The organism is Alteromonas sp. Cnat3-28 (assembly GCF_022348265.1).
Lineage (GTDB): Bacteria > Pseudomonadota > Gammaproteobacteria > Enterobacterales > Alteromonadaceae > Alteromonas > Alteromonas macleodii.
In genome coordinates this window covers 290,587-316,833 of the sequence record NZ_JAKREY010000003.1, presented here as the reverse complement: position 1 = coordinate 316,833, position 26,247 = coordinate 290,587, and the positions used below count along the sequence as shown (strand labels likewise).

Genomic DNA, 26,247 nt, shown 5'->3' with positions numbered 1-26,247 from the left:
TATCTCAAAATATCAAAGTGTAAGGAGTAAGCATTTACACTGAGATCAATGAAGTGATGTGCGCGGCTAGACGTTTAGGTTCAATATAAGTGTCGCCTTTACAGTTGTTTACGACGCTTAATAGCTGAGTAAGTAAGTGTTTATTCGCTACGTTCCGCTGACATATAGCGTGAACGGTATTGAGTTCAAGTGTACTTGCTAACGCGTACACACCTTTCAAATTGCGATTTATTAGAAGCGCGTTTAACACGCGGTTAGCGGTGTATCGACGCCACGCCATATGAAAGCTGTCGAAATCGCACGTTAAGTCAACAGTTAACGCCACACGAAGCGCCCAAGACAATGGGCGAAAGTGTAAAAGATGTTCGGTTAGTAAGAATATTTCAAGTGCATGGTTAACAAACAGTGACGGCTTTGCAGTTTCACTTAGCTCAATAATGGGGAATAGCCCTTCAGCAGCGAACATAGATTCTACGAATTCAAAGGTGTAATACCCGTTACCATGAAGAGCAAGAAGGCATGTCTCAATTTCATCGAGAAGCGCTTCATCGAGGGTATTAGCAACGTCTTGAAGCGTTAGGTTATCTAAAAACTTCGCAATGTTCGGGTAGAGGGCATTAATCTCAGCCCATTTACTTTCTTTTGAATGACGTAAGGCCCTCTGATATTTGAGAACGTCGTCATGCCGTGTTAAATCGATTTGGGTGTGCAATTCGTTTCTCGAATAAATCCATCCTGCCCAAGCTATCATTGGCGAGTCCGCTAATCCAAGTGCGTGGAGCTCATTGAGCGAAGAACCTAATGAGCATACCGCTTCCACCAAGCCATGGGCTGCCTTTACATCATTCCCCATAAAATCGGGTTCTTCTTGCATATGTTCGAATGAATACACGCCATTACGCCAGCCTGCTAAATAGCAGCCTTCTATACATTTTCCGCACATGACTGTGCTCCTATTAGTGTTTTTTGGTGATAACGAAGAGGCCTGTTGCTCTTTGGTGGTATTTAGCCTGTGTGACAAGGCGCACGCCAACGAGCAACTGGCTCGTTGCTACTGAAAGTTATGAAAAGTAATCAAGAAAAGCATCGATAGAGTGAAGTTAGATGCCAAGAGCGAACTTAAAACAAATTTTGTTTCAAAAAAAGTACTGTTTTGTCCCGCTATAAAAAAGTTATTTTCTGCAAGAATGCGAGGTTTACAGCGCCAAGTGGTATAGTAGGGCTTACGCCTTAACTCATCGTATTTCTATGATAAATAAAAACTTTCCATTACTTGATTTACATCGTCATTTAGATGGCAATGTGCGTCTGCAGACGATTCTGGAGCTTGGTCAGCAATTTAACATTTGTTTGCCTGCTTATTCGTTAGAGGGCTTGCGACCGCATGTTCAAGTAATGGAGATCGCCCCCGATTTGGTGTCATTTTTAGATAAGCTTACTTGGGGCGTTAAGGTGTTAGGCAGTCTCGACGCCTGCAAACGGGTAGCGATAGAGAATGTAGAAGATGCGGCTAAGCAGGGTATTGACTACACAGAGCTGCGTTTTAGTCCTTATTTTATGGCTGAAAGTCACGGGCTACCAACACAAGGTGTGGTTGAGGCCGTAATAGACGGTATAAAAAGCGCAACTAAAGATCACGATATTAAAGTTAATCTCATCGGTATTTTGTCGCGTTCTTATGGCGCAAAAGTATGTCAGCATGAGCTAGATTCAATCTTGGCCTGTAAAGCGCATATAACTGCAATTGATTTGGCGGGAGATGAAAAAGGCTTTCCTGGCAACATGTTCATAGAGCACTTTACAAAAGTGCGCCGCGAAGGGCTGCCTATCACAATTCATGCAGGTGAAGCAGTAGGCCCGCAGAGTATTTGGCAAGCCATTAACGACTTAGGTGCTGTGCGAATAGGGCACGGCGTTAATGCTATTAATGATGCTAAGCTAATGGACTATTTGCGCGACAACTGTATTGGTATTGAAAGCTGTTTAACCAGCAACGTATTGACGAACACGGTCACATCATTAACTGAGCACCCGTTAACAACCTTTTTGGATCACGGCATACTCGCCTGTCTGAATACCGACGACCCGGCAGTTCAAGGTGTAGAGCTAGATCACGAATTCTCCGTTGCAGCTAAGCAAGCTGGCCTTATGCCTTCTCATATTAAACAAGCGCAAGAGAATGCGCTTGCAATTGCTTTTTTAAGTGAAAGCGAAAAAGCCGCACTTAAGCGCAAAGTAAACTAATCCGAAAGATAAAAATCGTGCCGTGGTTAAGTGGACAGTAACATTATTTTGATTAATAATACCACCGGTGGCATTATTGTTGTGATGTGAATATGTTGTTTTTTAAACGTAATCAGTTACGACTTAAATAATGGAGCTTTTATGCTGCGCTTTATACCTGATGTTGACCGTTCGATGAGTAGCTACTCCAGCCGTTTAACACACCGCCGGGCTTTTGGATGGGTGGCGTTTATTGTGACATTTCTAAAAAAAGCAGGTTAAACGCGATAGGTTGTTCGCATTGGTCGTGTATTTTTGATAATTTATTGACGACTCCCTTAAGAGATATGGATTGTGAACCGAAACTTTGCTGTCAAAATACTGCTAATACTAGCGATTGTGTTGCAATCGTTTAATGCAGTGTCAGCTTTGTTATACGCTCACCAAGTCGATGCACAGCATCTTGAGACGGTTCACGATCATGCCTCTGACACGAAAAGTGTTGCTGAGAATCAAGTCACTGACGCCGGTGGTGATGATCACAATATAAACGACTGCCATCACTGTGGACATTGCAGCGGCAGTCATTTTTCTTGGGTTTTAGTAAAAGCCTATTCTCCAAACATTGCTTTTGTTAACTCGGGAAAAATTCTCAAAGAAGGGGCTTCTCCCTTTCGAATAAGTGGTTTCATTTACCGCCCTCCCATTGCTTAACGTTTGAACTAATCGGCCCTTTGGCGCCGTGGAAAAAATTTAGTTAAAACAAACGTTGAGATCATTATGAAGAACTCTAAAACGGTCGTAGGCGCAGTCCTGACGACATTATTGTGCGTGCCTGTCAGCCGCGCAACTACAGCGATAGAAAACGACAAGAACATTGATGCACCTATTCAGTACTTCCTAGCACATGAAAGTGGCTCGCATCAGCATGAGAAAGCGCACGAGCCTGAGGAAAATCATAAGCCTGAGGTAAGTCATCAATCTGAGGTGAATCACCAGCCTGAGGAGGTAGCCCTTACTGAGCAGCAAAGGCAACTTGCAGGCGTTCAAACCTCAGTAATAGAGCCTCGTATTTATAACCAGCGCGTTTACGCGCCTGGTGAAGTAAAAGTAAACGGATACTCAAGCTCATTGGTGTCTCCTCGGACTGATTCGGTAGTGATTAGTCGACACGCGGCGCTTGGGGATGAAGTGGAAAAAGGGCAGGTGCTTGTCACCTTGTTCAGCGAAACCATTGCCCAGTCTCAAGCCGAATTTCTTATTGCTTCATCCAATTACAGTCGGGCAAAAAAGCTAGACAAAAACACCATAAGCGAAAGCGCGTTAGTTGAAGCTGAGAATCGTTACAAAGCGAGCTACGGAGAGCTAATTGCATTTGGACTTACTCCTAACGCGATTTCAAGCATCACTGCTTTAGACGTTGACGCTTTCGGTCAGTAAGAGCTTGTCGCCGTGCGCGATGGCGTGGTGTTGCAAGACAACTTCATGCAAGGGCAAAGGGTGCTAGCTGGCGAAACAGTCATGTTGCTGGCAGACGAGAGCGATATTTGGATAGAGGCCAGCTTGCCAGCCACCAGCACGTTTCCTGTTCAGGTAGGCGATACGGCGCAAGTCATATTTAACGGTGAGCATTTTACCGCGCAGGTTATTCAACAGTCGCACATTATCGACCCACTTACCCGCACTCGCACTGTCCGCTTAGCTATACGCAATACCACCCATAGCCTTCATGCCGGTATGTTCGTCGACGTACTGTTTAGTGTGCCCACTCCATCTCCTGTAATGGCAGTACCTGAAACTGCAATGGTGAGAAGTACCGACGGAGACTGGGTTATCTATGTTGAAAACGAAGCGTCGGGGGCATTTACCCCTGTTGAGGTTCAGCGAGGGGAAGCGCTAGGCGAATATCGACGTATAGAGGGCGTAGAAACTGGAACGCGGATTGTTACCCACGGTGCATTCTTTGTCGCCTCTGAACTAGCGAAAAGCGGATTTGATCCGCACAACCATTAGGAGGCCAATTATGTTTAATCGAATAATAGATTGGTCGGTAGACAATAGTATTTTAGTGGTTGGGCTGCTGTTAGGCATAATTGCGGGTTCGGCGATGCTTTTGCCGTCGCTGAATTTGGACGCTTTCCCTGATGTAACCAATGTTCAGGTAAGCGTGAATACCGAAGCTCCGGGGCTTGCCGCAGAAGAAATTGAGCAACTTATTACCTACCCAATTGAAGCTGTAATGTATGCGTTGCCTGATGTTGAAGAAGTGCGCTCCATCTCTAAAACCGGGCTTTCAGCGGTTACCGTTGTGTTTAAAGAGGGGACCGATATTTATTTTGCGCGTCAGCTTGTTTTCGAGCGCTTGCAAACAGCAAAAGCCTTCATTCCTGAAAACGTAGGAACGCCAGAAATGGGGCCAAATACGTCTGGGTTAGGTCAAATTTATCAATACTCCCTCATTGCAGATGACGGTGCGAAATATGATGCAATGGCGCTGAGAAGCCTTAACGACTGGGTAGTAAAGTTGCTACTTATGCCCGTAGATGGCGTAACGGATGTGTTGTCGTTTGGTGGGGAAGTTCGCCAGTACCAAGTGAACGTAGAGCCGTCAAAGTTACTTGCTTATGGGTTATCTCAACAGGACCTTGTTACAGCGTTGCAACGCAATAACACTAATGTTGGCGGGTGGTATCTTGAACGGGGGCAAGAACAACTTGTTGTGCGTGGAACGGGGTGGTTCGCAAGTGGTGAGCAGGGAATTCACGATATTGAGCAGGTGCCGGTAAAAACGGTAGATGGCGTGGTGGTAACTGTGTCTGATCTTGCTAATGTTAAAACAGGGCCTGAAATACGACAGGGCGCGGTCACTCTGTCTCAAAGGGCATCTGATGGCAAGGTAGAACAGTTTGGTGAAGTGGTAACAGGCATAGTATTAAAACGGATGGGGGCTAACACCAAAGCTACCATTGATGGTATAAATTCAAGAGTTGCGCTTATTAATCAAGCGTTACCCGAAGGGGTACGTTTCACGCCTTTTTATGATCAGGCAAACCTGATTGAAAAAGCAATTTCTACCGTAGTTAAGGCATTGACCATCGCCTTCGTTTTTATCACCATCGTTCTCGCTCTATTTTTAATGAACGTGGGCGCAACGTTTCTTGTGCTCATCACCATTCCGATCGCCATAGTAATGGCGTTGGCCATCATGGCTTTCATGGGGCTGTCTGCAAATTTGATGTCGCTTGGCGGAATTGCGGTGGCTATTGGTATGTTAGTAGACGGTTCCGTTGTGATGATTGAAAATATCTTTAAGCGATTAAATACCAACACTTCGAGCTCGCATGAAGATGCCCAATCTTTCAAATCATCTGTAAAACTAGCAGGGAAGGAAGTCGCCAGACCTATCTTTTTCGCTGCATCGATAATTCTAGTGGTCTTTGCTCCTTTGTTTAGTTTTGAGGGAGTAGAAGCCAAGCTTTTTCAGCCTATGGCTATCAGTATTATGCTTGCTGTACTTTGTGCCACTGTCGTTGCGCTGTTCTTCGTCCCTGCCTTAGCCACATTTCTATTCAAGCGAACTAGGAATGTGAAGCCGAGCGCTATATTGATACCTGTTGAGCGCGCTTATCAACGGGCACTTTCTTTTACGTTACTGCATACCAAGTGGGTAGTGTTAGTGGTTGGTCTGCTTCTGGTTTCTGCTGTTGCCCTAGTGCCAAAAATTGGCACCGAGTTTGTTCCTGAACTAGAAGAAGGAACAATAAACTTGCGTGTTACCTTGGCACCGTCTTCAAGCCTAGAGACTTCATTAGCGGTAGCCTCAACGTTAGAAGAAAAGCTGTTGGCGTTTCCCGAAGTAACTTATGCACTAAGTCGTATAGGCCGCGCTGAAATAGGCGGCGACCCAGAACCGGTCAACAACATCGAAATTTACATCGGGTTAAAACCTGTTTCAACGTGGGAAAACGCGAGAAATCGCGATGAGCTACAGCAAAAAATGCAGGCTGAATTGTCGCAGTTCCCCGGCCTTCTACTTAACTTTTCTCAGCCTATTGCCACCCGTGTAGACGAACTGCTTTCCGGTGTGAAAGCACAGCTAGCCGTTAAATTATTTGGGCCAGACTTGGCTGTTCTAAGTGCTAAGGGACGAGAAATAGAGAGCGCTATTCAAAACGTAAAAGGAACCAGAGACGTGGCGATGGAACAAATTGTGGGGGAAGCTCAGTTGGTTATTGCTCCTGACAGACAAGCATTATCACGCTATGGCTTATCGGTGAGTGACATAATGGAAGTGGTACAAGACGGGGTAGGAGGTGTCGCCGCAGGTCAAATCATTAACGGAAATGAACGCTACGATATTTACGTTAGGTTAAAAGAAAGCGCACGAAAAAGCAGCGACACCATAGCAGATATTCGACTTCAATCGCCCAGTGGTGCCTGGCTTCGTATTGGCGATGTGGCATCGGTGTCCTATGAATCCGGACCTCCGCAAATACGCCGAGATGACGTTCAGCGTCGCGTAGTGGTGCAATCGAACGTTCAAGGAAGAGATATGGGCAGCGTGGTTCAAGAGATACAAAGCGCCATATCATTAAGGGTGGATTTGCCCGCGGGGTACACGGTTCAAATAGGCGGGCAGTTTGAGAGCCAACGGCGTGCTCAGAAAAAATTGTCGCTCATCGTGCCGCTTTCTTTGGTATTGATTGCGGTGCTGCTTTACCTCGCGTTTAATTCCCTGGGTCAAGCGATGTTAATACTTATTAATGTGCCACTTGCCATCATAGGAGGCGTGTTCTCTTTGTATTTATCCGGCCAATATCTGTCAGTACCAAGTTCAGTCGGTTTCATAACACTATTCGGTGTTGCCGTTTTAAATGGCGTAGTGATGGTGGAAAGTATTAACCAACGGGTGAAAGGGGGAATGACAGTTGAAAGCGCTGTTTTCACTGGTGCTACATCCAGGCTAAGGCCGGTTTTGATGACGGCGGTAACGTCTGCATTAGGGTTGGTACCCATGTTGATGTCTAACGGTGTCGGCGCCGAAATTCAGCGGCCGCTCGCAAGTGTTATCGTGGGTGGGCTGGTTACTGCAACGCTTTTAACGCTCTTTGTGTTACCTGCCTTGTACAGCGTATTTTCGCCGAAACAAGCGGCTAATTAATTGTGGGCGAACCTATTTAGGTTCGCTGGGTTTCAGTTTCGACCAGCTCAACAACAAGGCGTAAATTACTTTGTGTTGATACCGCATTAAATGGGTAGCAGGTAACTAAATAGAGCTGCTGCCCATTTACATCTACTTTCATTGCCGAGGCAGCATCGACTATCGTCTTCGATACAACCCGATAGGTTACCCACTGTGAGTTCGGCAACTGTAATTGCATAATATCTCTGGCTCTCACCTTCTTTAAGAACGTGAAGTGAGTATCTCTATGCCCGCCAATCACACTACCACCCTGTCCGAGTGGGGGCGAGTCGGTGTGGTGTCCAGGGCCAAATGCAAGGGCGTTTCCCTGTGCGCCTTCTAGTACATACAACTGTGTTTCGCTTTTGGCATGAACCAGCTTGCCCACTGGCCAGGTATCAGACCAACGCCAAGGCTTCTGGTTAGCGCCAGTGGCTAGCGTTTCTTCCCACGAAGATTGAATTAAATATTGCGCCAGTTCAGCTTTCAATAATATCCAGCCAGCTTTGCCAAAACTGGCTGTGGCGATCAAGACTAAGATGATGGTAAAAGAGTATTTAATCATTGTTTGTCCAAGCCATATTAAGTCAAAAAATAAAGAAATGAGTTTAAGGTGCTAACCTCGTCCCCCCCTTGTTTCGCAAAAAGGCGATGCTGTGAAAAAGCGACAATAAAAGTATGGAAATCATGCCTAATACGACATGTTCAGATACACCCGCTGCGGTTTGGGGGTAACTGATTTGTCTGAATTGCGTTCCCTGTGGCATTAGGTTTCTTACGTTTTCGGTGGAAGACGGTATGCGCTGTGTATTTGCTATTTTTTCTTCAATAGCAACGAAGCTGGTGAACTCTGTTATAAGTTTATGGGGCAGGGCTACAGCAAGAATGTCCTGTTTTACTTCATCTACATTTCGCCCTAACGCTTTTTCATCCATTAACGCCGCCACTTTCTTTCTTGCCCAAGCAGTCGCTACGCCAAGGTGTTGAGTAGAACCTGTCGACGTTGGCGATATTGCTATCGAACGGGTCCACTCGCGAGTAGTGCCCTGCTTGTCTACAAGTGCGCCTTGAAGGGCTATTTTTCCGCTTGTACCGGCGTTATGAGGCAGTTTCACATTCAAAAGTAAAGGAACTCCCGCGTATAAATCAGGGATCTTAGAAGGGTAAATCTCTGCTGACTGTGCATAGCCAGCTGGTAGAGTGAGGCTTAAATCACTCAACACAGGGCTTTCTAATTTATAAAGCAAGCTATCCATTTGCTGTTTAATATCTGCCGTATTGCTAACAAATACATAGCTTCCGCGACCAAACTGAGCGGCTCGGGTCATAAAATAGCTATTAGGCGCGCTGCCTATGCCTACTGTAAAAAGGCGCGCATCACCCAGTTCGTTCTTTATTTGCGAGAACAATGCAGCTTCATTGCCTACCGCACCATCGGTAATAAAGACAACTTGTTTTATAAAATCTTTAGTTGTCGTGCGCTTAAGTGCGGCATTAAGCGCTGGCGCCATTTCAGTGCCGCCCCCTGCATTGAGGTGCTTTACAAAATCCCTCGCATATTGCTTGTTTCGTGTTGTTCCCTCTACGGAGGTTTCAAACAAACGCGTGGTGTCATTGTTGAATGCAACAACATTAAATCGGTCTTTCTCACTCAAGCGGTCTATCGCTAATTGTAAACTCTCTTTTGCGTCGACAATCGGGCGACCTCCCATAGAGCCTGACGTGTCGATAACGAAGGTGATATCGCGATCAAAATCCTGTAAATCTTGGCTCTTCACTTGTGGCGGCATTAGCATAACAAGGGCGTAGTCATGTTGACCTTTCGATTCAGTGAAAATAGCTGCTTGTGGTGCACTAGAGGGCGAGGGCTGCCACTCTAGCCAAATGTCTCGGTCCATTTTGATATTGCTTTGATTAAAGGTGACAAGATAATTACCTGTGGATTCTGACCAATTCACACGATGATTTCTGCTAGTGACGCTATTAAGCGTTAAACCGGTATTTAGTGTTGCGTTGAACGTAAGTTGCGGGCCTTCATTGCCTTCTCTCATATAAGGCGTGATAGCTCTGGCATCGGGTACCTGATCTGTGGGTTCTCCCCAACCTGTACCTGATATTTCAGCCTCTATATTCTCGTTAAACTGATTTAGCAGAATGCCGGGCGAATAGCGAGGAGTGAGCGTAGTAGGCAAGTGAAAAGTAAATTTTCCATCGCGGTAGTCTACCTGTTGGACATACTGAAGTGTCACCGTTATTTCCTCACCTGGCGCTATATTCGCGACCTGCTGGGTGAATAAATTTGGGCGTTGTTGCTTTGTTAAACTGGCTTTCTTACCCGCTTTTTTGGCCGCTTCAAATGCTTCTTTCGCTTCTGCCTTCGGCTTAATTTGCCCCCGGATTATTCTGTCTCCTATACGCATTTCCATACTGTTAATCGCCGCGTTCTCATTAAGCGGAAAGGTGTAAACGGCATGCTTCCATTCATTACTGGTGTTAGTGAATTTTTGAGAATAGGTAACGTGCGCAATCATGCCATTCACCTGTAAATCCACGTCAGTTGAATGCAAAAGAGCGGGGGAAGACTCACCGTCTACGCTTTGCAGCATCAATTCGCCAGACTCAGCGCGACTTAGCGGGCTAACTACTACACCAAGCAAAAAGCACAGGAAGGAAGTAAGGATAAGCAACCTGTGATTACGCGGCTTGGCTGCATGTTGCCGTTCCCTAAATAAAGGTTTGTGAGTATTGGCAGGCATTAAATATTCCCGCTTGGGTGTTTTGGAAAATAGCATCAGGTAAGCTCGCTTTAGTATCGATACTTACCATTAAACGCCCTGAATAGGGCGAATTGTGAACAGAGATTATGGCAATCTAATGGGCAATAGTGGCGAGTGTGTTACTCGCCTGCCATGGCGCGCCCTTTGGTTTTAACACTGGCTATCAGCATATAAATACTGGTAGCAAGTAAGCACGCAAATAAGTAGCCCATCAACCCTTGAGGGCCTACTAAAAAGTTATCGGCAATGAGTGGGCCTACTACTGAACCCACGCTGTAGCTGAAAAGCATGACCTGTGTGGCGCATACAATGAAGCTAGCATCGAGTTTGTCGCAGGCGAGATTTATTGCCACTGGGTATAGGGCAAATATTGCCATACCTAATAGAAACAGACTTGCTCCCAAAGCGTATATACCGCTAACCGCTGCGGTTAATGTTATGGCGGCGACACCCAGTAAACAAAATAGTGCCATGAGTAACGTGCGGCCTAAGTACTTGGATAGCGCAGGAATTAAAGGTTGAACTGCCATAGCGCCTAATATAATTAAGGCCATTAAGCTACCCAAATCGTCATGAGCAATGCCGCGGTTTAATAGTTCAAGAGGCATTAAGCCGTAAATGGCACCTAGGGTTAAGCCTGACACTATGCAACCAATAATTGCGGCATGATTTAGTTTCGATATTTGCTTTAGCGACAGTGGTGTACTCTGGGAAGATTCAGGCTGCTCGCTCCTTGCAAACAAAAGTACGCCAATGGCTAAAATCAACATAGTGAAAATGGCAGCAAAAGGAAGCATGCCGCCTACGCCAATAGCGCCAATACCTAACTGACCTAAAGAGCTTCCCCCGTAAAGTGCGCCCATGTATAAGCCTAAACGTTTGGCTCTATCGGCTTCATCGCCGTGTAAAAGCCACGACTCTACGATAACAAATACACCCGCTACAGCAACGCCAGCCACTAACCGAGCCACAAGCCAAACTGCGGTGTGAGCAAACAAAGGCATTACTGCGATAGTAAGTACAAGGATGCCTAAACACAGCGCAAAACCGTGCTTGTAACCAACGCGGGTGACCAACGGTTCAATACTAAGGGCACCCACTAGTAGCCCAGCGTAAAAGCTGCTAGCCAGCCAACTGGCGATAGCCGTGTCTAGGTTGTAATGGCTGAGCATTAGTGGGATCAGACTCATCAAATAGCCAGACGCAACTGCGTACATACCCAGCGCAATAACGGGAACAGAGATTCGCGCTTTGGCGGGCGGAATTAAGGTGTTGTCCAAGGTAATGCCTTACATCAAAGGAAAGAGAAGATAATTTCGCGGCGCGAATATGAGGCAAATTCTGATATAGGTAAAATGAAAAGAAATGCTCGTAAAGATGCTAAAAATTGATGGTGAGGAAGGCGCTGCTAGATAGTGCATGCGCCTTAGATAGTTTAAGCATTAGCGCCTTAAATCATCCGGTGTATGATCTGCCACAAATGCGTTTCTTTCGCCCATAGGTTTATCTTCTCCTACCGTACTGTCCGCGGAGGTTTGTAGCTCTATCGACGAGTTCACCTCTGCACCGATTAGAATGATATAGGCGGTTAAATACAACCACATAAGCAAAATAATAATGCCCCCAACGGAGCCGTAGGTTTTGTTGTAGCTTCCAAATTCATTGAGGTATATCGAAAAACCATACGAGGCTACCACCCATAATAAGGTGGCAAAAACTGACCCCGGCGTCACCCAACGCCACTGGGCTTCTCTTCGGTGAGGGGCATATCGATATAGGGCTGAAAGCGCAATATTAAATAGGGCCAGCATAACTGGCCAAGTCACCCACATGGCTTGCTCGGTACTAAGGGCATTTGACGTCATCCAGTTTATTGCTTCGGGTAAAATGGTGATGCAGGCGAGGGACACAATTACGGTAAGGATCATAAATATGGTGCACGTAATGCGCGCTAGAATACCTTTGAAAAAGCCTCTTCCTTCCGCCTCGCTATAGGTAATGTTGCATGCTTTTATCAGTGCGTTGGCGCCTTTGCTACTGCTCCACAGTGACAAGAGCAGAGTAAATAAAAAACTCCAGCCTAATGCAGTATTCGACTTCTCGGTTAAATTTTTAAGCTGTTCTTCAATGATGTAGCGACTGTCATTTGGCACCACATTTACCAGCAATGCCATGTGGCGTTGCAGTTCGTCGGGTGATACAACAAGCCCATACAAGGCAATGGTTGCCCCTAGCAAGGGGAAGATAGCCAGCAAGCAGTAAAAGGCAACCCCAGCGGAGATAAGAGGAATGTTATCTTTTTGCAGGCTAGTGAAAATACGCTTTGAAATACTCCACCAACTTTTCAAAGAAAGCTCGAATGCAGACTTAGCGTGGTTGAAACGTTCCTTGCTCATGTGTCCTCATGTTTTGCCTAATCGATAGAACTCTTAAAGCTTGATACATGAAAACTTCGCTGTCGGCTTACATCAACTTAAAAAAAGGAGCGAGAAAGAAGCTCTGTAAATCGTTCACAAAATCTGAATATGTGCGTGACTATTGGTGTTGGTGAGATTTCTTTTTTTTGTATTTATTTTCATAAAATCAATGGTTTGCTTTGTTCTTTGGGAATGGTTTGCAATTTGCACCTTCAATAGCATCTTAGCTAGATAGTAAGAGCTAGGTTATGCCATGCACAAACTAACGCGTTCACCTGATGTGATTTGCTAATGGTGGTAGGCGGACAGTTATTCCTGTCGTGTGGCGACCCCTGTTTTTACTAGCTTTACATTTCGTCTTTCAGAAGGAGAGAACACTATGAGCAACACCCAAAACCTTAAAGGCAAAAAAATCGCTATTTTGGCAACCAATGGTTTTGAGCAAAGCGAGTTGATTCAACCAAGAGACAAGTTTATTGAGCAAGGTGCTGAAGTTGATGTGCTATCTATTGATGATCAGTCCACGATCAAAGCATGGGACGAAGACAACTGGGGGAAAGAAATTAGCGTTGATAAACAAGTTACGTCAGTAAACCCTGAAGATTACGATGCCCTTGTGCTACCCGGCGGTCAAATCAATCCCGATGTGCTGCGTACCAATGAAGATGCTATTGCCTTCATCAAAAGTGCAAACAGCGCGGCAAGTATTAAAGCTATAGGTGCTATCTGTCATGGTCCATGGTTGCTGGTGGAGTCTGGGTTAGCGAAAGGTGCAACACTCACCTCGTTTCCTAGTATCCAAACAGATCTCAAAAATGCTGGTGCGACCTGGGTTGATGAAGAAGTGGTGACCCACTCAAAACTAGTCACTAGTAGAAACCCAGATGATATTCCAGCTTTCGTAAGCAAAATTAGTGAATTCGTTGCCCAGTAAAAAGGAGGAAGTGTATGTCCACCTCAGCTACAAATGAAAAGGTTATCGCGATAACGGGTGCCTCCAGCGGCATTGGTGAAGAAACGGCGAAGCAACTGGTAAATAACGGTTTTAACGTTGCCCTCTTAGCGAGAAGTGAGGACAAACTGCGTGCCTTAGTTGAAGAGCTTGGCAATGATAATGCATTTGCTGTAAAAGCTGACGTAAGCGACTTTAATGAAGTAAACAAGGCGTTTAAACAGGTAAGCGAACATTTCGGTCGCATTGACGGCATTTTCGCCAATGCCGGGCGTGGCGCGAAAGCCGCCGGCATTGAAAAGGGGGACGTAGATGACTGGGATGGCATGCTGGGCGCAAACGTAAATGGACTGCTTTATACTGCAAAAGCTGGATTGCCGTACCTGCGCGATACGCAAGGCCACTTCATTATTACGTCTTCGGTCGCCGGTCGAATAGCCCTGAAAGGCTCTGTATATGGGGCAAGTAAGTGGTTCGCTTATGGTTTCGGTCAGAACCTCGCCGAAGAAATGCGCGAGTGGGGCGGCCGCTGTACAACTATCTGCCCTGGCATGGTGAATACGCCATTTTTCGATGAGCCTAAGGAAGATAAACTTCAGCCAGCGGATATTGCAAAATCGGTATTATTTGCCCTAAGCGCAGAAGAGTCAGCCTGCGTTCGCGAGGTTTATGTTATGCCGGCGAAGTAAACGAACTAACCACGGGTAAGAGATAATTTATTCAAGCAAAGGGCAAGGTTAGTCACTGCCCTTTTTTGTTTGCCTGTCCCTTACTTTTAACCTGCCTTATTAATTTCATGAAGCTATTCAAATTAGCCAAATAAAGTATTTTCCCCTTCCTGTTACCCCTAATCTAGGTGTGTAGATAAGCGCTAGTTGAGTGAGATAGGCGATTGCAAACTCCTCATTGAAATGGCTTTCACAAAGGGCCCGCGGCGCAATAACAATAACAGGAGAGTAAGATGTCTAACGAATTTACGGGTAAGACCGCTATTATTTCTGGCGCCGCTGGCGGCATAGGGTTAGCGCTGGCAGAGGCATTGGCAAGGCAGGGTATGAATATCGTCATGGGCGATATTGATAATGCTGCATTAACCGAATCGGGTAACGACTTACGAGAGAAAGGTTTCGATGTATTGACTTGCGCCCTTGATGTTACCGATTACGCTCAGTGGGAAGATATTGTAGCTAACGCCAAAGAGAAGTTTGGCAAGGTTCATATGGTCATCAATAATGCTGGTGTTGGCGGTACGCCGGGGAAAGTCGAAGATTCGGAGCATGAGACCTGGCGCTGGGTAATGGACGTCAACGTTATGGGCGTACTCTATGGCGCACAAGCATGCGTGCCAGCTATTAAAGAGCACGGCGAAGGAGGTTGGGTGCTAAACGTGGCGTCGATGGCAGGAATGATGGGCATGCCATATGCGGCGGCCTATTGCGCATCAAAGGCTGCGGTTGTCTCTATGACGGAAAGCTGGGTACCAGAACTGAAACCTTTTGGAATCCATACTTCTGTATTGTGTCCAGCATTCGTGAAAACCCGCATTCACGAGTCGTATAGAAATAGGCAGCAAAAATACGCAGTAGCCGCTGAGAAACGCATTGATAAAGAAAAGCTTAAAGCAGGAGCTCAAGCGGCCACTAAAGCAGTAGAGTCGGGAATCGATGCATCTGTGCTAGCTGAGCGCGTGATAGAGGCGCTTCAGTCAGAGCAAACTTATATTTATACACACCCGAATTATAGAAAGGTTACTACGGCGCGCTTTGGCGCGATTGATAGCGCCTTTGTCGATGCTGAGCAGAGTCAGGCTGTTGGTCATCTTATTGATGATGAAATCGTGACTTTTTAGTTCATTCGTGGCTACGGTTTACGTATAAACACACGAAAGTGCCCTGAATTTTGTCTTCCAAAAGCCGTTATATAACGGCTTTTGGTGTTGTGAGAGTCTGAAGGTCAATGACGCGGTCACAGACTTTTTCTAGCTGTGTTCTATCGTGACTGATAAAGAGCACCGTACAATTTTCTTCTCTGCATTGATCGACAAGTAAGTGAGTAATTGCCTTACTTGTAATGGGGTCGAGCCTAGATGTTGGCTCGTCAGCTATAAGTAGCTTGGGTCTTAGTAGCAGCGCGCGCAGCAATGCAATGCGTTGAAGCTCACCTCCACTTACCTCAGAGGCGCTGCGCTCAAACAATCGCTGGTTAAGGCCTAGTTGAGATGAAAGTAAATCAGCACGCTTTTTAGACACCTTGTGAAGCTTTATTACGTCATCAATCAATGATTTAAGCGTAGTGTGATCGGCAAATGAACTGGGGGGATCTTGATATAGCTTTAGGGTTTGATAACGGTGTAAAAGCGTATGAAACGCAATATTGCCTTGATAGGGTAGGAGCCCAAGTAGAGCATCACCTAGAGACGTTTTTCCACTGCCGCTATCACCACAAAGCCCGACAATTTCGCCTTCCCCTAAAGAAAAACTAAGGCCAGTAAATAGTGTACGGTTACCTCTCATAATTGTGAGGTCATTCACCGATACCAGCGGTGCAATCCTATGCGTTTTTTTTGTTGTAGCCGTCCAGTGTTGCGGAGCCGACGCAATAAGGGTTTTGGTATAGTTTGAAGACGGGGAGGACAGTATCTTGCGGGTATCACCTGTTTCAACCAGTTTCCCGTTTTTAAGCACCATACATTTACCACCCAGTGCCTCTGCCACTGAAACATCGTGTGTAATAGTAAGTAGCGTACCGTCGTTAGCTTTTTGCTTTAGTTGCTCAACAATATGATGTTTGCGTCCGGCATCTAGCCCTTTTGTGGGTTCGTCGGCTAGAAATAAAGGTGCATTAGTCGCTGATGCACAGGCAAAAGCGACACGCTGTGCCATTCCACCGGAAAGTTGAGAAGGGACCTTATCACTGTCGTCTTTAAGAGCCAGGTTGTCTAGCTGTGTCTTCGCACTCTTTTGTGCTTCGCGAGCACCGTTACCCAATGTAAACCGAAAAACTTCGGCGACTTGCTGGCGAATTTTCATCATTGGGCTTAGAGAATGCCATGGCTCTTGCGGCAGCATAACAATGTCTCGCCCCCACAATTGTTCACATTCACGTCGGTTCGCACGAAGCATATCTACACCGTTTACCAGAACATTTCCCGTAACCCTCAGTGCAGGTGGTAAGTCGCCCATAATTGCTTGCGCTAGCAGACTTTTACCTGCCCCGGTTTCACCCAATATAGTCAGTGTCTCGCCTTGTTCAAGGTTAAGGGATAGATCCTCTACAATAATGGTGTCTTGCGCGTAAATTGATAAGTGTTCAATAGCAATGTACTGGCTCACAGTTTGCGCTCCAATGCATCACTCTTTGATAGTCTACTGCTGCTGTCAAAAATGAACTTATTTAAACGAGGTGTTTTGTCACTCTTCGCAGAAAGTAAGTGAAAGCCCAGTACGAGAACGAATAGGGTGGAAATAGGTTGTGCGAGCAGCCAAGGTGCTTCGTGATAGTATGGAAAAAGCTCAACTATCATCAGCCCGAGCTCAGGGCTGGGTGGTTTTAAACCAACATAAACGAAGCCCACCGATGCCATGGCGATAATTGAGGAGGAGGCACCAAAAGCAGCAAGTGATAACACGTCTTGTCGAATGGCGGGCCATATATGCTTATTAAATAAATAGCGTTTTGGAAAACCCATTAGCGCAGAGTTTTCCAGTGCAGGGCCTGTCACTACTGGTAGAGTGACAGCACGTACCAGCCTGAAGTATTCGACGGCCAGTACTAAGGAAATGGCTAAATACAGCATAATGAAAGAGCCGGGTACTAGCGCCGCGAAAAGAAGAATAAGTACCAGTCCGGGGAGCGCCAATATCGTATTGGCAATGAAATTCAACGTCGTATCTACCCAGCCTCTACACCACGCTGCAATTACGCCCGTTAGCACGCCAATGATTGATGAACTTAGTACACACAGTGCAGCGAGAGAAAGTGATATGCGCAGACCCTCTGAGATTCTGGCTAACATGTCGCGTCCGAACTGATCTGTACCTAACCAATGTTGCGTACTTGGGGCTTCGAGCACTTGCTTTAAATTTTGTTGATTACCGTTTGTTCCCAATAGAACAGGCTCGCCCAACGCAAGTAATAAGAGCAGCATCAAAAGTGAAAAGCCAATCAATTTTTCAACAGATAAGGCGGGTGTCTTCATTGGCTATACCCTCGATTCTCTCTCACCCTTGGGTCGAGTGCATACTGACTTAAATCGACTAGTGTGTTGATCAATACGAATAACGTGCCCATCAGCAAAGCTGTGCCTTGTAACATAGTGATGTCGCGGGCAAAGACAGCATGGGAAAGTCCGTGTCCTATGCCGGGCCAAGCAAAAAGGCTTTCAATCATAATTACGCCTTCAATTAACCCGATAAGCTGTATGCCCATGAAGGCTAGAGCAGGTATTACAACGTTAGGTAGCGCATGGCACCTGAACGCCTCTAGAGCGCTTAACCCTTTTATCTTGGCGAAATGGAAATAACCCGATTGAACCGCATTAACAGTACTATTGCGAATTACGCGGTTTGATATAGCCGCAAGGCTTAACCCTAAGGTCATTACAGGTAATATGGTATAGACAAAGCCTGAAGAGCCCGCAACCGGTAGCCAGTTGAGCTCTAGTGCAAAAATAAAGATGAGAATTAGCCCCAAGCAAAAGACCGGTTGAGAGCGCACGAACGTGGAAAACACTAATGCTGTTTTATCAAAAAGAGAAGCACGGCTTTTAGGAGTATTTTCACTTTTTCGAGCGCTTCTGATGCCGCTATAAATTCCCAGAGGAAACGCAATTAATGCGGATACCAGAATAGCGAGTCCAGCGAGAACAAGGGTGTAAGAAAGCTGATTTTGTAGCTCAACAACAATGGGGGCACCCGTGACCAAGCTTGTTCCTAAATCCAGAGAGGCTAAATCAGTCATCCAGCTTACGTACTGTTCGAAAGCGCTTCTGTGCAGACCAAGTTCTTCTGCTACGGCGTTAGCGGCACTTGTACTTACCGCATCGTCACCGTAGCGGCCAGCCGCTATTTTGTAAGCCATATCTCCAGGTAGTGAACGGGTTATAATAAATGTGAGTGTGCCTACACTCCACGCCATCAGTACAGCTTGAAGCAGCCGTTGAAGTAGAATTTTTCTCATTATTATGGGGCTATTCTCATTTGAGATACGCGAAAAGAACGCTCGTAAGGGTCGAAGCTGAAGTTTCTTAGTCGGCTAGAAGTCGCCGTTTGCTGTACATAGTACATAACGGGGATAAGAGGAACGTCTTGCTGAACTTCTTGCATAATTGATGATATCAACGATTTGTAAGCGTGTTCATCCGTGGTGTGACTCAAGGTCTTTAAATCGCTAAACACTTTTTCATTTTGCCAGTTCATTGGCCCCCAATCGCCACCTTCTTTTGAAGAAAAGTCAGCCAGCATTATACCAAGAGGGTCTGGGATGTTAGCAAAGTTACGCGCCATAAGTGCAGTTTGTAATGTACCATCAGCATGCCCTGAAGGAATGGCACTTACATTTTCCATATGGACAGAGAGCTTCACTCCAATGCTAGCCCACTGATCTTGAATTGCTGTGGCAATGGTAATGAGTTCTGGCCGATTGGCATAGGTAATCATATCAAGCGTTAAAGGCGAGCCATCTTTGTAGCGCACGCCATCCTCACCTACTAACCATCCCGCGTCGGTTAGCAGCTGTGCCGCTTTTTTCCTATTTAATAATAAGTCACCATTTTCAACGCTATTTTTAATTGTTGGATTATTGTCAGCGTCACCCATTGAAATAGTATTGGTAGCATTATCTGTGGCAGTAGAACGAATATGCCAGTCTCGAATATTTGGGCCAAATAGCTGATCAGCAGAGATATTCGATATACGCATTACGCCAGATGCAATGCCTTTTCTGTCAATCGCTAAACTCAATGCTCGCCTTACTTTTACATCTGAGAGGATAGGATGGCCGCTATTTAACTTAACTAGAGTGGTGCGAGGGATCCTGTCGCTAAACACGTTTACGTCAGAGTCAGTGCGCAACATGCTAACCGCGGCAGGGTCGAGGTTGTACACAATATCTGCTTGCCCCGTTCGTACCATAAGCGCCCGCGTTTCAGAGCGGTGACCCGTTACGTACTCAACGTTTTCAATAACAGCGGGCTCGCCCCAATAATTGTCAAAGCGCGTGGTTGTAATATTGTGGGGAGGTTCAAAGTGCGTAATCTGATAGGGGCCTGTACCTATTAAGGTTTTAATTCGATTGAACTTGCCGAAGGTAGCAGGTGCCACGATCGCAGTTGCATAATTACTTAACAGGGAAGGGAAAGGACGGTAACTTTGGTTCAAGGTGAACTTGATAGAATATTCTGATACCACCTCCATGTTGGCGATCATATCTTTTGAAAATGGCGTTGGTTTACCAAACGCGACCGAAAGACTTTTGTAGACGGCGTCGGCGGTCATTAACGTGCCGTCATGAAAATACACATCAGGACGTAAATTAAATGTCCAAACAGTAAAGTCCTCATCATTTGACCATGAGCTAGCAAGTCCTGGGATAAGCTGACCTTGGTTATCCACGTCTATGAGAGTTTCCAGAATTTGCATTCGTGTAAACATGTAGCCGGTACTTGCCGGATCGTTATTGACTGGTTCAAAAGGACCACTGATCAGAATTTTGTTTGTAGGTTGCGAAGGTGTGCAGGCACTAAGTAGAACGCTGGCAACGACGAGTAAAATTGTTAGATGTCTAATCCGCATATTATTTTTATGTATTCCCTTCGAGCCTTTAAGCTTTTTCGTGTCTATTTGAATCCTGTGAGTCAGTATCAGTATTTAATATTCTTAGGCTGACCACCCTGAATAGTAAAACAAACTTCCAGATTGGATAATATACGATTTGTTGAATAAATGTACAGATTGAGTCGGTAGGGCTAAACTACTTTTTGAAAAAATGCACTGGCTAATGATCATCAAGATATTAAGTAATGTTAAGTCGGTGCACAATATTTTCAACTTTTGTAATGAGCAATTGGTCGTATGTTACATTGTAACTTTAAGCATTTATTAGTAATGCTATAGAGTGATAGTACTACAAATTAAAAAAGGGTTTTGAGCCCTATCAAACACACTGGATAACAATAATGAAAAAGCTTCTTAATGTGAAGCGGCCTTGTCAGGCCGCTTTTTTTGCTTAGTTCTTACCTGCGATTATTTTATCCATGGTAATGGGGAAGTCTCGTACTCTCACTTTGCATGCATCATAAATTGCGTTAGCGATGGCGGCGCCTGCTCCAGTAATGCCTAGTTCACCAATACCTTTTGCACCCACTGGCGATGCGGCATAATCTGCCTCTTGTAAGAAATCCAGGCTAACTTCGGCAATGTCGCGATTGACTGCCACATGATATTCACCAAAATCTGGATTTACAAAGCTTGCCGTCTCTCTATGGTGATGGATCCCTTCAGTAAGTGCGTAGCCAGCACCCCATACCATTCCCCCTTTTATTTGAGATGCAGCTGTTTTCATATTCAAGATTTGCCCCGCGCTGAACATACCGTATTGGCGAAGTAGCCTAACTTCACCCGTGTATTCATCTACCTCTACTTCCGCGAAATGAGCGCCACATGAATACTGCTCATCATCGCTGGTGTCATCTTCGGATACGTTACCGGTTGCTGTTATGGGGAAGTCGCTGTCGGACATAAAGTTGGCGAGTAATACCGGACTACTTACTTCATCATCATCACCTTGTGCAATCGAGACTAACTTTATTTGTCCATCTAAAATTTGTACTTCAGCTTGGCTAAGGGCTGGGGGAAGTGAGCTTTTAATATTCGCAATAAGCGCTTCACAGGCTTTTTTAACCGCAGAACCAGAGCTTGCTGCGCCAAATGAGCCACCTGAACCACATGAAGCAGGGTAGCGGCTATCACCGAGTTTTACTGTGACATTGTCTACCGACGTATTTAAAGTATCGGCGGCAATTTGTGTGAGAATTGTGTAGGTGCCTGTACCAATATCTGTCATATCAGTGCGAACCGTTACCTCTCCGGTAGCACTCAATTCCACTTCAGCTGAACTTTCCACCAGCACATTCATACGCATAGCACTCGCTACGCCATGGCCGATTTGTTTACCCGGTGTGGGCTGTGTTTTATGCTGCCACTTGAAGTTTTGCGCGCCTTGACGAAGGCACTCACCTAAGTTGTGGGTGGTAAACCGCGCGCCTTTCATAGGGTGAACTACGGGCAGGTTTTTTATGCGAAACGTAAGCGGGTCGATACCGGCTTCGTGGGCAAGTTCATCAATGGCCGATTCAAAAGCAAGGGAACCAATGGCATCTCCGGGAGAACGGGTAGAGTCAATAAGCGGCAGGTCTACGTCTTTGACCCTATGCGTACTTTCAATGAACTGAGATTTATAGGTAACCCGTGCGCCAGCCCCTGTTGCTTCGGCAAACTCATAGCCCTTGGCTTTAGGCATAGCGCTTTTGTGTTGTACGCTTAATAGTGCATGATCATCACCAGAAGCAAGGCTAATTTTCTGTATGCTGTGCCCTCGATGAGGGGTGTTATAAAAGACCTGACGCCTGCTTAACACCACTTTTACAGCCCGCTCTAAATACCTGGCCCCTATACAAGCGAGCGTTGCATCGTAATGAAGACCTAGCTTAGAGCCAAACCCGCCACCTACAAAGGGGCTCTGTACTACGATGTCTGCTGCATCCATTTCAAGCGTAATTGCAAGCGCCTCAACAGCCGTCGCTATAATCTGAACGCTACAATAGACCTCAAGCTTTCCATCTTTAAAGTCGGCAACCGTGGCGTGAGGCTCCATAGCAGCAGAGATTTGGCTTGGTGTAGTATAAGTTTCGTTAATGCTTACTTGGATATCACTTTGCTGCGGTTTATCACCGCTAGATGCATCTGCCTCAAACCCACCATCTAGCGACGGCGGTTTTTGCGTTGCATCATCGAATTCTGTCAGCAAATCTGGTATTTCACCGTCTATGGTGAAGGTAACTAGACTTGCGGCATAGCGTGCTTGCTCCAACGTATCAGCAATAACTAGAGCGACCGGCGCACCGAAATGACGAATGTGAGGTTCGTTAAGTACGGCGCGACTTTGAGTAAACCGACTTTCATCCGCAGGCTTGCTAAATGGCTTAAGAGTACCTGCATTTTTATACGTGATAACTGCATGTACGCCTTCGGCCTGTTCCGCTTGCTCTGTATTAAGGGATGTGATTTTACCTACGGCAGTATCACTCGATACAACCCAGCCTATCAAAGGAGTGCGATCGCTCATATGCTCCGCAGCGTACCTTGCTTGACCTGACACCTTTGCTGAACCATCAACTCGATTAACTGGCGTCCCTACAGTTTTGGCATTATGCGTTGTCATATAAAGCTCCTTCATGTCCTGGGTGCTTTACCTGATGTTCTGCTAACTCTAAAAGCACTTTTGTTAACGTCCTGCGCAATAGTTCTGGTTTAAAGTCATTACTGCCAAACGTTTTTGCTTCGGATAACTCAGCTTCCGCGGCTTGCAATATGACCTCTTGGGTTGGTTCCGCGCCTTCAAGAACACTGATTGCCTTTTGCGGATACCAAGGCTTGGTGCCCACACCACCAAAGGCGAGAGAAAGGTCTTTAAAACGACCATCTTCAATTTTCAATCCAGCCGCAACAGAAACGAGTGCAAACGCATAGGAAGAACGGTCGCGTACTTTGTGATAGTACTGAGTACCGTTTGCTTTTTTCTTTATGCTGACATGGGTGATAAGTTCATCTTCGTCTAATTGGGTTTCTATGTGCGGCGTGTCGCCTGGCTCACGGTAGAAATCTCGTAGCGCGATTTGACGCGTGTTGCCATCAGGTTGCTGTGTATGTACTTGTGCGTTAAGCGCAATCATGGCTACGGCCATGTCGGAAGGGTGTGTGGCAATACAGCTCTCGCTGGTGCCAAATATGGCATGAATTCTATTCATGCTGTCATATGCGCTGCAGCCAGTGCCTGGCTCTCGTTTATTACAGGCTTTTGTGGTGTCGTAAAAGTAATAACAGCGGGTGCGTTGTAGCAAATTGCCTGCAGTGGTTGCCCTATTTCTAAGTTGAACTGTTGCACCGCTTAATAAAGCTTGCGCAAGTAAAGACACATTGGGCTGCGTGTGAGCGAACTTCGCTAAGTCAGAATTAGTCACCATGGCGCCAATATAATAGTAATTGTCGTCTTCGCTGATAGTGTTAGCTTTATGCCATTTCGCAAGACTTACTAATGTTTTAGGCGTTTCTACCTGTAGTTTCATTAAGTCTATTAGGTTTGTACCTCCGGCCAAAAAACGTGATGTTGTGTCCAGGTGCAGGCTACTCAACGGCTTTTCGCCGTTATAATGATGAAGAGTGAATGGCTGCATTATTGTCTCTCCAAAGCAATAACATCGGTTATAGCATCCACAATATTAGGGTAGGCGCCGCAGCGGCATAGGTTACCGCTCATGCGTTCGCTGATATCTTCTTTCAATGAAGCTTTACTGTGACGAGTTTGACTATAAGTAACTGCGCTAGGGTCTTCATTTTTCATTTCCCTAAGTAGGGATACGCCTGAACATATTTGACCAGATGTGCAATAGCCACACTGAAACGCGTCACGCTCGATAAAAGCTTTTTGCAGCGGATGAAGACTCTCACCTTCACCGATGCCTTCAATAGTTGTGACTTCAGCGCCTTCTAACTGGAATGCAAACACTAAGCATGCATTAATACGCTTGCCGTCAGCGATAACGGTACAAGCACCACATTGACCGTGGTCACAACCTTTTTTGGTGCCAAAAAGTGATAAATGCTGGTGGAGAAAATCTAACAAAGTCGTTCGTGGATCATCGGGAAGACTAACGTCTTTCCCGTTGAGATTTAATGTTGCCATGGAAGTATCCTTCTACCAATGAGCTCAATTTCGGTACGCCGATGAAATGAGCGAAACCAGATGTACAATGTCGTTACGCCAACTACGTTAATTTGGTTTCACTATGTGTTGGTAGAAATTATGCACCTGACAGCCCGCGATAGATGCGAATGGCCAAGTAGTGTAAAATATGCGAAAGCGCACGTTGCGCTACACTGTAATCCATACCAATTATTGGCTACTCCACTTTTCAGGCCCATTTTCATGATCCACAACGATGTTCTACGTCGCCTTCGTTATGCATTAGCGATAAACGATACCGCCGCCATAAGTATTTTTAAATTAGTGAACTACGACATGGAAATTGATTATTTACATGCTGTGATGAAGCGGGAAGGCGAAGAGGGCTATCTGCCGTGTCGCGATAAGATTATTGCGCTGTTTCTAGATGGATTGATCATCAAAAACCGTGGGCGTCAAGAAGGGCAAATGCCTCAAGAACTGGGGCCTAAAGAGCGATTAAGTAATAATGAAGTACTGCGCAAAATCCGTATTGCGATGAGTTATAAAGATGACGATATGATAGCGGTGCTTAAACTAGCAGACTTTAGAATGAGTAAAGGTGAGCTGTCGGCGTTTTTTAGAAAGCCAGACCATCGCAACTTTAAACCCGCAGGCGATCAAGTGGTTCGCAATTTGTTGCAAGGTATGGTGAAAAAATACCGACCGGAGTCCACGCGACAAACTTCGCATAAAAAATCAGATAGCTCAAGCACTTCTGGTACTAAGCCAAGCTCATTTAATAAAGGCGCTAGCAAACAAAAAGAAGCGGCTGGCAAAAACACCGATACTAAAGTGTCGCCAGTGAAAAAAAGTGATGCAGGTTCGGTTTGGGGAAAGCTCCCTAAAAAATAAAAGCGCTGTAAAAATAGGCGTTGAATAAAACGCATCTGAGGTAAAGCGCGTAAGAGGATAGACTAAGTGCTGTTGTGAAAAGAAAATTACCCCTCACTTCTATGCACTCGTTTTTAGGCAAAGCAAGATTGCCTTGCCTTAATTATCTATATCGCTAAGGACGACTATTATGAGCCGACATTTCGATAAGGCCGAAGGCCTGTATGAAGAGAAAGATGCCGCCACACAAGGTTTTGTGTTCAACCAAACTATGCTGCGCATTGCCGACCCCAAGCGTTCGCTAGATTTCTATACGCGAGTTATGGGAATGACGCTAATTAAGCGTCTAGATTTTGAAGAAATGAAGTTCAGCCTTTATTTTTTGGCGGCAGGTGATGATTTCTCTGATATTTCTGACGATGTAGACGAACGTACTCAGCAAACTTTTGGTCGCCCGGCCATGTTGGAGCTAACCCACAATTGGGGCGATACACCAGAAACAGTGGATTATCATAACGGAAATACAGAGCCAAAAGGTTTTGGGCATATTGGTTTTCATGTGCCTGATGCTGAAGCTGCATGTGCACGATTTGCATCACTAGACGTTCCTTTTCAGAAAGGGCTTAATGATGGTTCTATGAAAGGGATCGCATTTATCAAAGACCCAGACGGCTATTGGATTGAAATTTTCAACGCGTCTAACGTATCCGCAACTTGCGCGCCCCATTTGAAGAAGTAGGCGAGGCACGCACTACGGTACCATTTGCTAGCTGGGTTTTAAGTAGCAAGTAGTATCAGAAGTCACTGTTTACAAAAAAGGGTAGCTTAACTGAATAAGCTACCTTTTTTTGTTTAGTGACCTTA

Annotated in this window: 20 protein-coding genes and 1 pseudogene; 9 read left to right on the top strand and 12 right to left on the bottom strand. The window is 45.7% G+C overall.

The window, feature by feature from the left end:
• Nucleotides 1–34: 34 nt before the first annotated feature.
• The gene (locus MHM87_RS05345; RefSeq protein WP_239257977.1) at nt 35–943 is read right to left on the bottom strand and encodes a hypothetical protein; all 909 of its coding nucleotides are present in this window, start codon (nt 941–943) and stop codon (nt 35–37) included.
• A gap of 305 nt (nt 944–1,248) precedes the next feature.
• Between MHM87_RS05345 and add the strand changes: the two genes are divergently transcribed.
• The 4 genes and pseudogenes from add (at nt 1,249) to MHM87_RS05325 (ending at nt 7,384) form a co-directional block, all read left to right on the top strand.
• The gene (gene add, locus MHM87_RS05340) at nt 1,249–2,244 is read left to right on the top strand and encodes an adenosine deaminase (protein ID WP_239257976.1); all 996 of its coding nucleotides are present in this window, start codon (nt 1,249–1,251) and stop codon (nt 2,242–2,244) included.
• 333 nt (nt 2,245–2,577) lie between these two features.
• Entirely contained in the window at nt 2,578–2,937 is a 360-nt protein-coding gene (locus MHM87_RS05335; protein WP_239257975.1) for a hypothetical protein, read from the top strand.
• A 66-nt stretch (nt 2,938–3,003) separates the two neighbouring features.
• A pseudogene (locus MHM87_RS05330) lies at nt 3,004–4,236 on the top strand (efflux RND transporter periplasmic adaptor subunit).
• A 10-nt stretch (nt 4,237–4,246) separates the two neighbouring features.
• Nucleotides 4,247–7,384: a CusA/CzcA family heavy metal efflux RND transporter gene (locus tag MHM87_RS05325; protein WP_239257974.1), complete on the top strand. Its 3,138-nt coding sequence runs from the start codon at nt 4,247–4,249 to the stop codon at nt 7,382–7,384.
• A 16-nt stretch (nt 7,385–7,400) separates the two neighbouring features.
• Here MHM87_RS05325 and MHM87_RS05320 read toward each other — a convergent pair whose 3' ends face one another.
• The 4 genes from MHM87_RS05320 to MHM87_RS05305 form a co-directional block, all read right to left on the bottom strand.
• Entirely contained in the window at nt 7,401–7,970 is a 570-nt protein-coding gene (locus MHM87_RS05320) for a class GN sortase (protein WP_014950323.1), read from the bottom strand.
• 43 nt (nt 7,971–8,013) lie between these two features.
• On the bottom strand, nt 8,014–10,161 hold the full coding sequence (locus tag MHM87_RS05315; RefSeq protein WP_239257973.1) for a marine proteobacterial sortase target protein: 2,148 nt from the start codon (nt 10,159–10,161) through the stop codon (nt 8,014–8,016).
• Between the two features lie 140 nt (nt 10,162–10,301).
• Nucleotides 10,302–11,462, bottom strand: coding sequence for an MFS transporter (locus MHM87_RS05310; RefSeq protein ID WP_239257972.1), 1,161 nt, complete (start codon nt 11,460–11,462; stop codon nt 10,302–10,304).
• Between the two features lie 162 nt (nt 11,463–11,624).
• A complete protein-coding gene (locus MHM87_RS05305; RefSeq protein ID WP_049587901.1) occupies nt 11,625–12,578 on the bottom strand; it encodes a YihY/virulence factor BrkB family protein in 954 nt (317 codons plus the stop codon).
• Between the two features lie 400 nt (nt 12,579–12,978).
• Here MHM87_RS05305 and MHM87_RS05300 point away from each other — a divergent pair, with 400 nt between their 5' ends.
• The 3 genes from MHM87_RS05300 (at nt 12,979) to MHM87_RS05290 (ending at nt 15,400) form a co-directional block, all read left to right on the top strand.
• The gene (locus MHM87_RS05300) at nt 12,979–13,533 is read left to right on the top strand and encodes a type 1 glutamine amidotransferase domain-containing protein (protein WP_239257971.1); all 555 of its coding nucleotides are present in this window, start codon (nt 12,979–12,981) and stop codon (nt 13,531–13,533) included.
• Nucleotides 13,534–13,547: 14 nt separating this feature from the next.
• Nucleotides 13,548–14,240: an SDR family oxidoreductase gene (locus MHM87_RS05295; RefSeq protein ID WP_202942139.1), complete on the top strand. Its 693-nt coding sequence runs from the start codon at nt 13,548–13,550 to the stop codon at nt 14,238–14,240.
• Nucleotides 14,241–14,512: 272 nt separating this feature from the next.
• On the top strand, nt 14,513–15,400 hold the full coding sequence (locus tag MHM87_RS05290; protein WP_049587896.1) for an SDR family NAD(P)-dependent oxidoreductase: 888 nt from the start codon (nt 14,513–14,515) through the stop codon (nt 15,398–15,400).
• A gap of 67 nt (nt 15,401–15,467) precedes the next feature.
• On the opposite strand, the gene MHM87_RS19965 is transcribed toward MHM87_RS05290, so the two are convergent.
• From MHM87_RS19965 to MHM87_RS05255, 7 genes are all read right to left on the bottom strand, one after another.
• The gene (locus MHM87_RS19965) at nt 15,468–16,883 is read right to left on the bottom strand and encodes an ATP-binding cassette domain-containing protein (RefSeq protein ID WP_239257970.1); all 1,416 of its coding nucleotides are present in this window, start codon (nt 16,881–16,883) and stop codon (nt 15,468–15,470) included.
• Nucleotides 16,880–17,749 carry an ABC transporter permease gene (locus MHM87_RS05280; RefSeq protein WP_239257969.1) on the bottom strand — a complete coding sequence of 290 codons (870 nt, stop codon included), beginning with the start codon at nt 17,747–17,749 and terminating at the stop codon, nt 16,880–16,882. Before MHM87_RS05280 ends, MHM87_RS19965 begins: the two co-directional genes overlap by 4 nt.
• A complete protein-coding gene (locus MHM87_RS05275) occupies nt 17,746–18,729 on the bottom strand; it encodes an ABC transporter permease (protein WP_239257968.1) in 984 nt (327 codons plus the stop codon). Before MHM87_RS05275 ends, MHM87_RS05280 begins: the two co-directional genes overlap by 4 nt.
• 2 nt (nt 18,730–18,731) lie before the next feature.
• Nucleotides 18,732–20,201: an ABC transporter substrate-binding protein gene (locus MHM87_RS05270; protein WP_239218224.1), complete on the bottom strand. Its 1,470-nt coding sequence runs from the start codon at nt 20,199–20,201 to the stop codon at nt 18,732–18,734.
• A 574-nt stretch (nt 20,202–20,775) separates the two neighbouring features.
• Nucleotides 20,776–22,989: a xanthine dehydrogenase family protein molybdopterin-binding subunit gene (locus MHM87_RS05265; RefSeq protein ID WP_239257967.1), complete on the bottom strand. Its 2,214-nt coding sequence runs from the start codon at nt 22,987–22,989 to the stop codon at nt 20,776–20,778.
• A complete protein-coding gene (locus tag MHM87_RS05260) occupies nt 22,976–24,001 on the bottom strand; it encodes a xanthine dehydrogenase family protein subunit M (protein WP_239257966.1) in 1,026 nt (341 codons plus the stop codon). The genes MHM87_RS05265 and MHM87_RS05260 overlap by 14 nt, the downstream gene beginning before the upstream one ends.
• Nucleotides 24,001–24,510, bottom strand: a complete 510-nt coding sequence (locus MHM87_RS05255) for a 2Fe-2S iron-sulfur cluster-binding protein (protein ID WP_014950302.1) — start codon at nt 24,508–24,510, stop codon at nt 24,001–24,003. Before MHM87_RS05255 ends, MHM87_RS05260 begins: the two co-directional genes overlap by 1 nt.
• 60 nt (nt 24,511–24,570) lie before the next feature.
• Here MHM87_RS05255 and MHM87_RS05250 point away from each other — a divergent pair, with 60 nt between their 5' ends.
• Complete coding sequence (locus tag MHM87_RS05250) at nt 24,571–25,404, top strand: DUF1456 family protein (RefSeq protein WP_239257965.1); 834 nt, start codon at nt 24,571–24,573, stop codon at nt 25,402–25,404.
• A 169-nt stretch (nt 25,405–25,573) separates the two neighbouring features.
• Nucleotides 25,574–26,122, top strand: a complete 549-nt coding sequence (gene gloA, locus MHM87_RS05245; RefSeq protein WP_014950300.1) for a lactoylglutathione lyase — start codon at nt 25,574–25,576, stop codon at nt 26,120–26,122.
• Nucleotides 26,123–26,247 lie beyond the last annotated feature (125 nt).

Excerpts from the sequence above, each read along its gene's own strand:
- MHM87_RS05345 (WP_239257977.1), bottom strand. The coding sequence starts at position 943 with ATGTGCGGAAAATGTATAGAAGGCTGCTATTTAGCAGGCTGGCGTAAT.
- add (WP_239257976.1), top strand. The coding sequence starts at position 1,249 with ATGATAAATAAAAACTTTCCATTACTTGATTTACATCGTCATTTAGAT.
- MHM87_RS05325 (WP_239257974.1), top strand. The coding sequence starts at position 4,247 with ATGTTTAATCGAATAATAGATTGGTCGGTAGACAATAGTATTTTAGTG.
- MHM87_RS05320 (WP_014950323.1), bottom strand. The coding sequence starts at position 7,970 with ATGATTAAATACTCTTTTACCATCATCTTAGTCTTGATCGCCACAGCC.
- MHM87_RS05315 (WP_239257973.1), bottom strand. The coding sequence starts at position 10,161 with ATGCCTGCCAATACTCACAAACCTTTATTTAGGGAACGGCAACATGCA.
- MHM87_RS05305 (WP_049587901.1), bottom strand. The coding sequence starts at position 12,578 with ATGAGCAAGGAACGTTTCAACCACGCTAAGTCTGCATTCGAGCTTTCT.
- MHM87_RS05300 (WP_239257971.1), top strand. The coding sequence starts at position 12,979 with ATGAGCAACACCCAAAACCTTAAAGGCAAAAAAATCGCTATTTTGGCA.
- MHM87_RS05295 (WP_202942139.1), top strand. The coding sequence starts at position 13,548 with ATGTCCACCTCAGCTACAAATGAAAAGGTTATCGCGATAACGGGTGCC.
- MHM87_RS05290 (WP_049587896.1), top strand. The coding sequence starts at position 14,513 with ATGTCTAACGAATTTACGGGTAAGACCGCTATTATTTCTGGCGCCGCT.
- MHM87_RS05280 (WP_239257969.1), bottom strand. The coding sequence starts at position 17,749 with ATGAAGACACCCGCCTTATCTGTTGAAAAATTGATTGGCTTTTCACTT.
- MHM87_RS05275 (WP_239257968.1), bottom strand. The coding sequence starts at position 18,729 with ATGAGAAAAATTCTACTTCAACGGCTGCTTCAAGCTGTACTGATGGCG.
- MHM87_RS05270 (WP_239218224.1), bottom strand. The coding sequence starts at position 20,201 with ATGTTTACACGAATGCAAATTCTGGAAACTCTCATAGACGTGGATAAC.
- MHM87_RS05265 (WP_239257967.1), bottom strand. The coding sequence starts at position 22,989 with ATGACAACGCATAATGCCAAAACTGTAGGGACGCCAGTTAATCGAGTT.
- MHM87_RS05260 (WP_239257966.1), bottom strand. The coding sequence starts at position 24,001 with ATGCAGCCATTCACTCTTCATCATTATAACGGCGAAAAGCCGTTGAGT.
- MHM87_RS05255 (WP_014950302.1), bottom strand. The coding sequence starts at position 24,510 with ATGGCAACATTAAATCTCAACGGGAAAGACGTTAGTCTTCCCGATGAT.
- MHM87_RS05250 (WP_239257965.1), top strand. The coding sequence starts at position 24,571 with ATGTACAATGTCGTTACGCCAACTACGTTAATTTGGTTTCACTATGTG.
- gloA (WP_014950300.1), top strand. The coding sequence starts at position 25,574 with ATGAGCCGACATTTCGATAAGGCCGAAGGCCTGTATGAAGAGAAAGAT.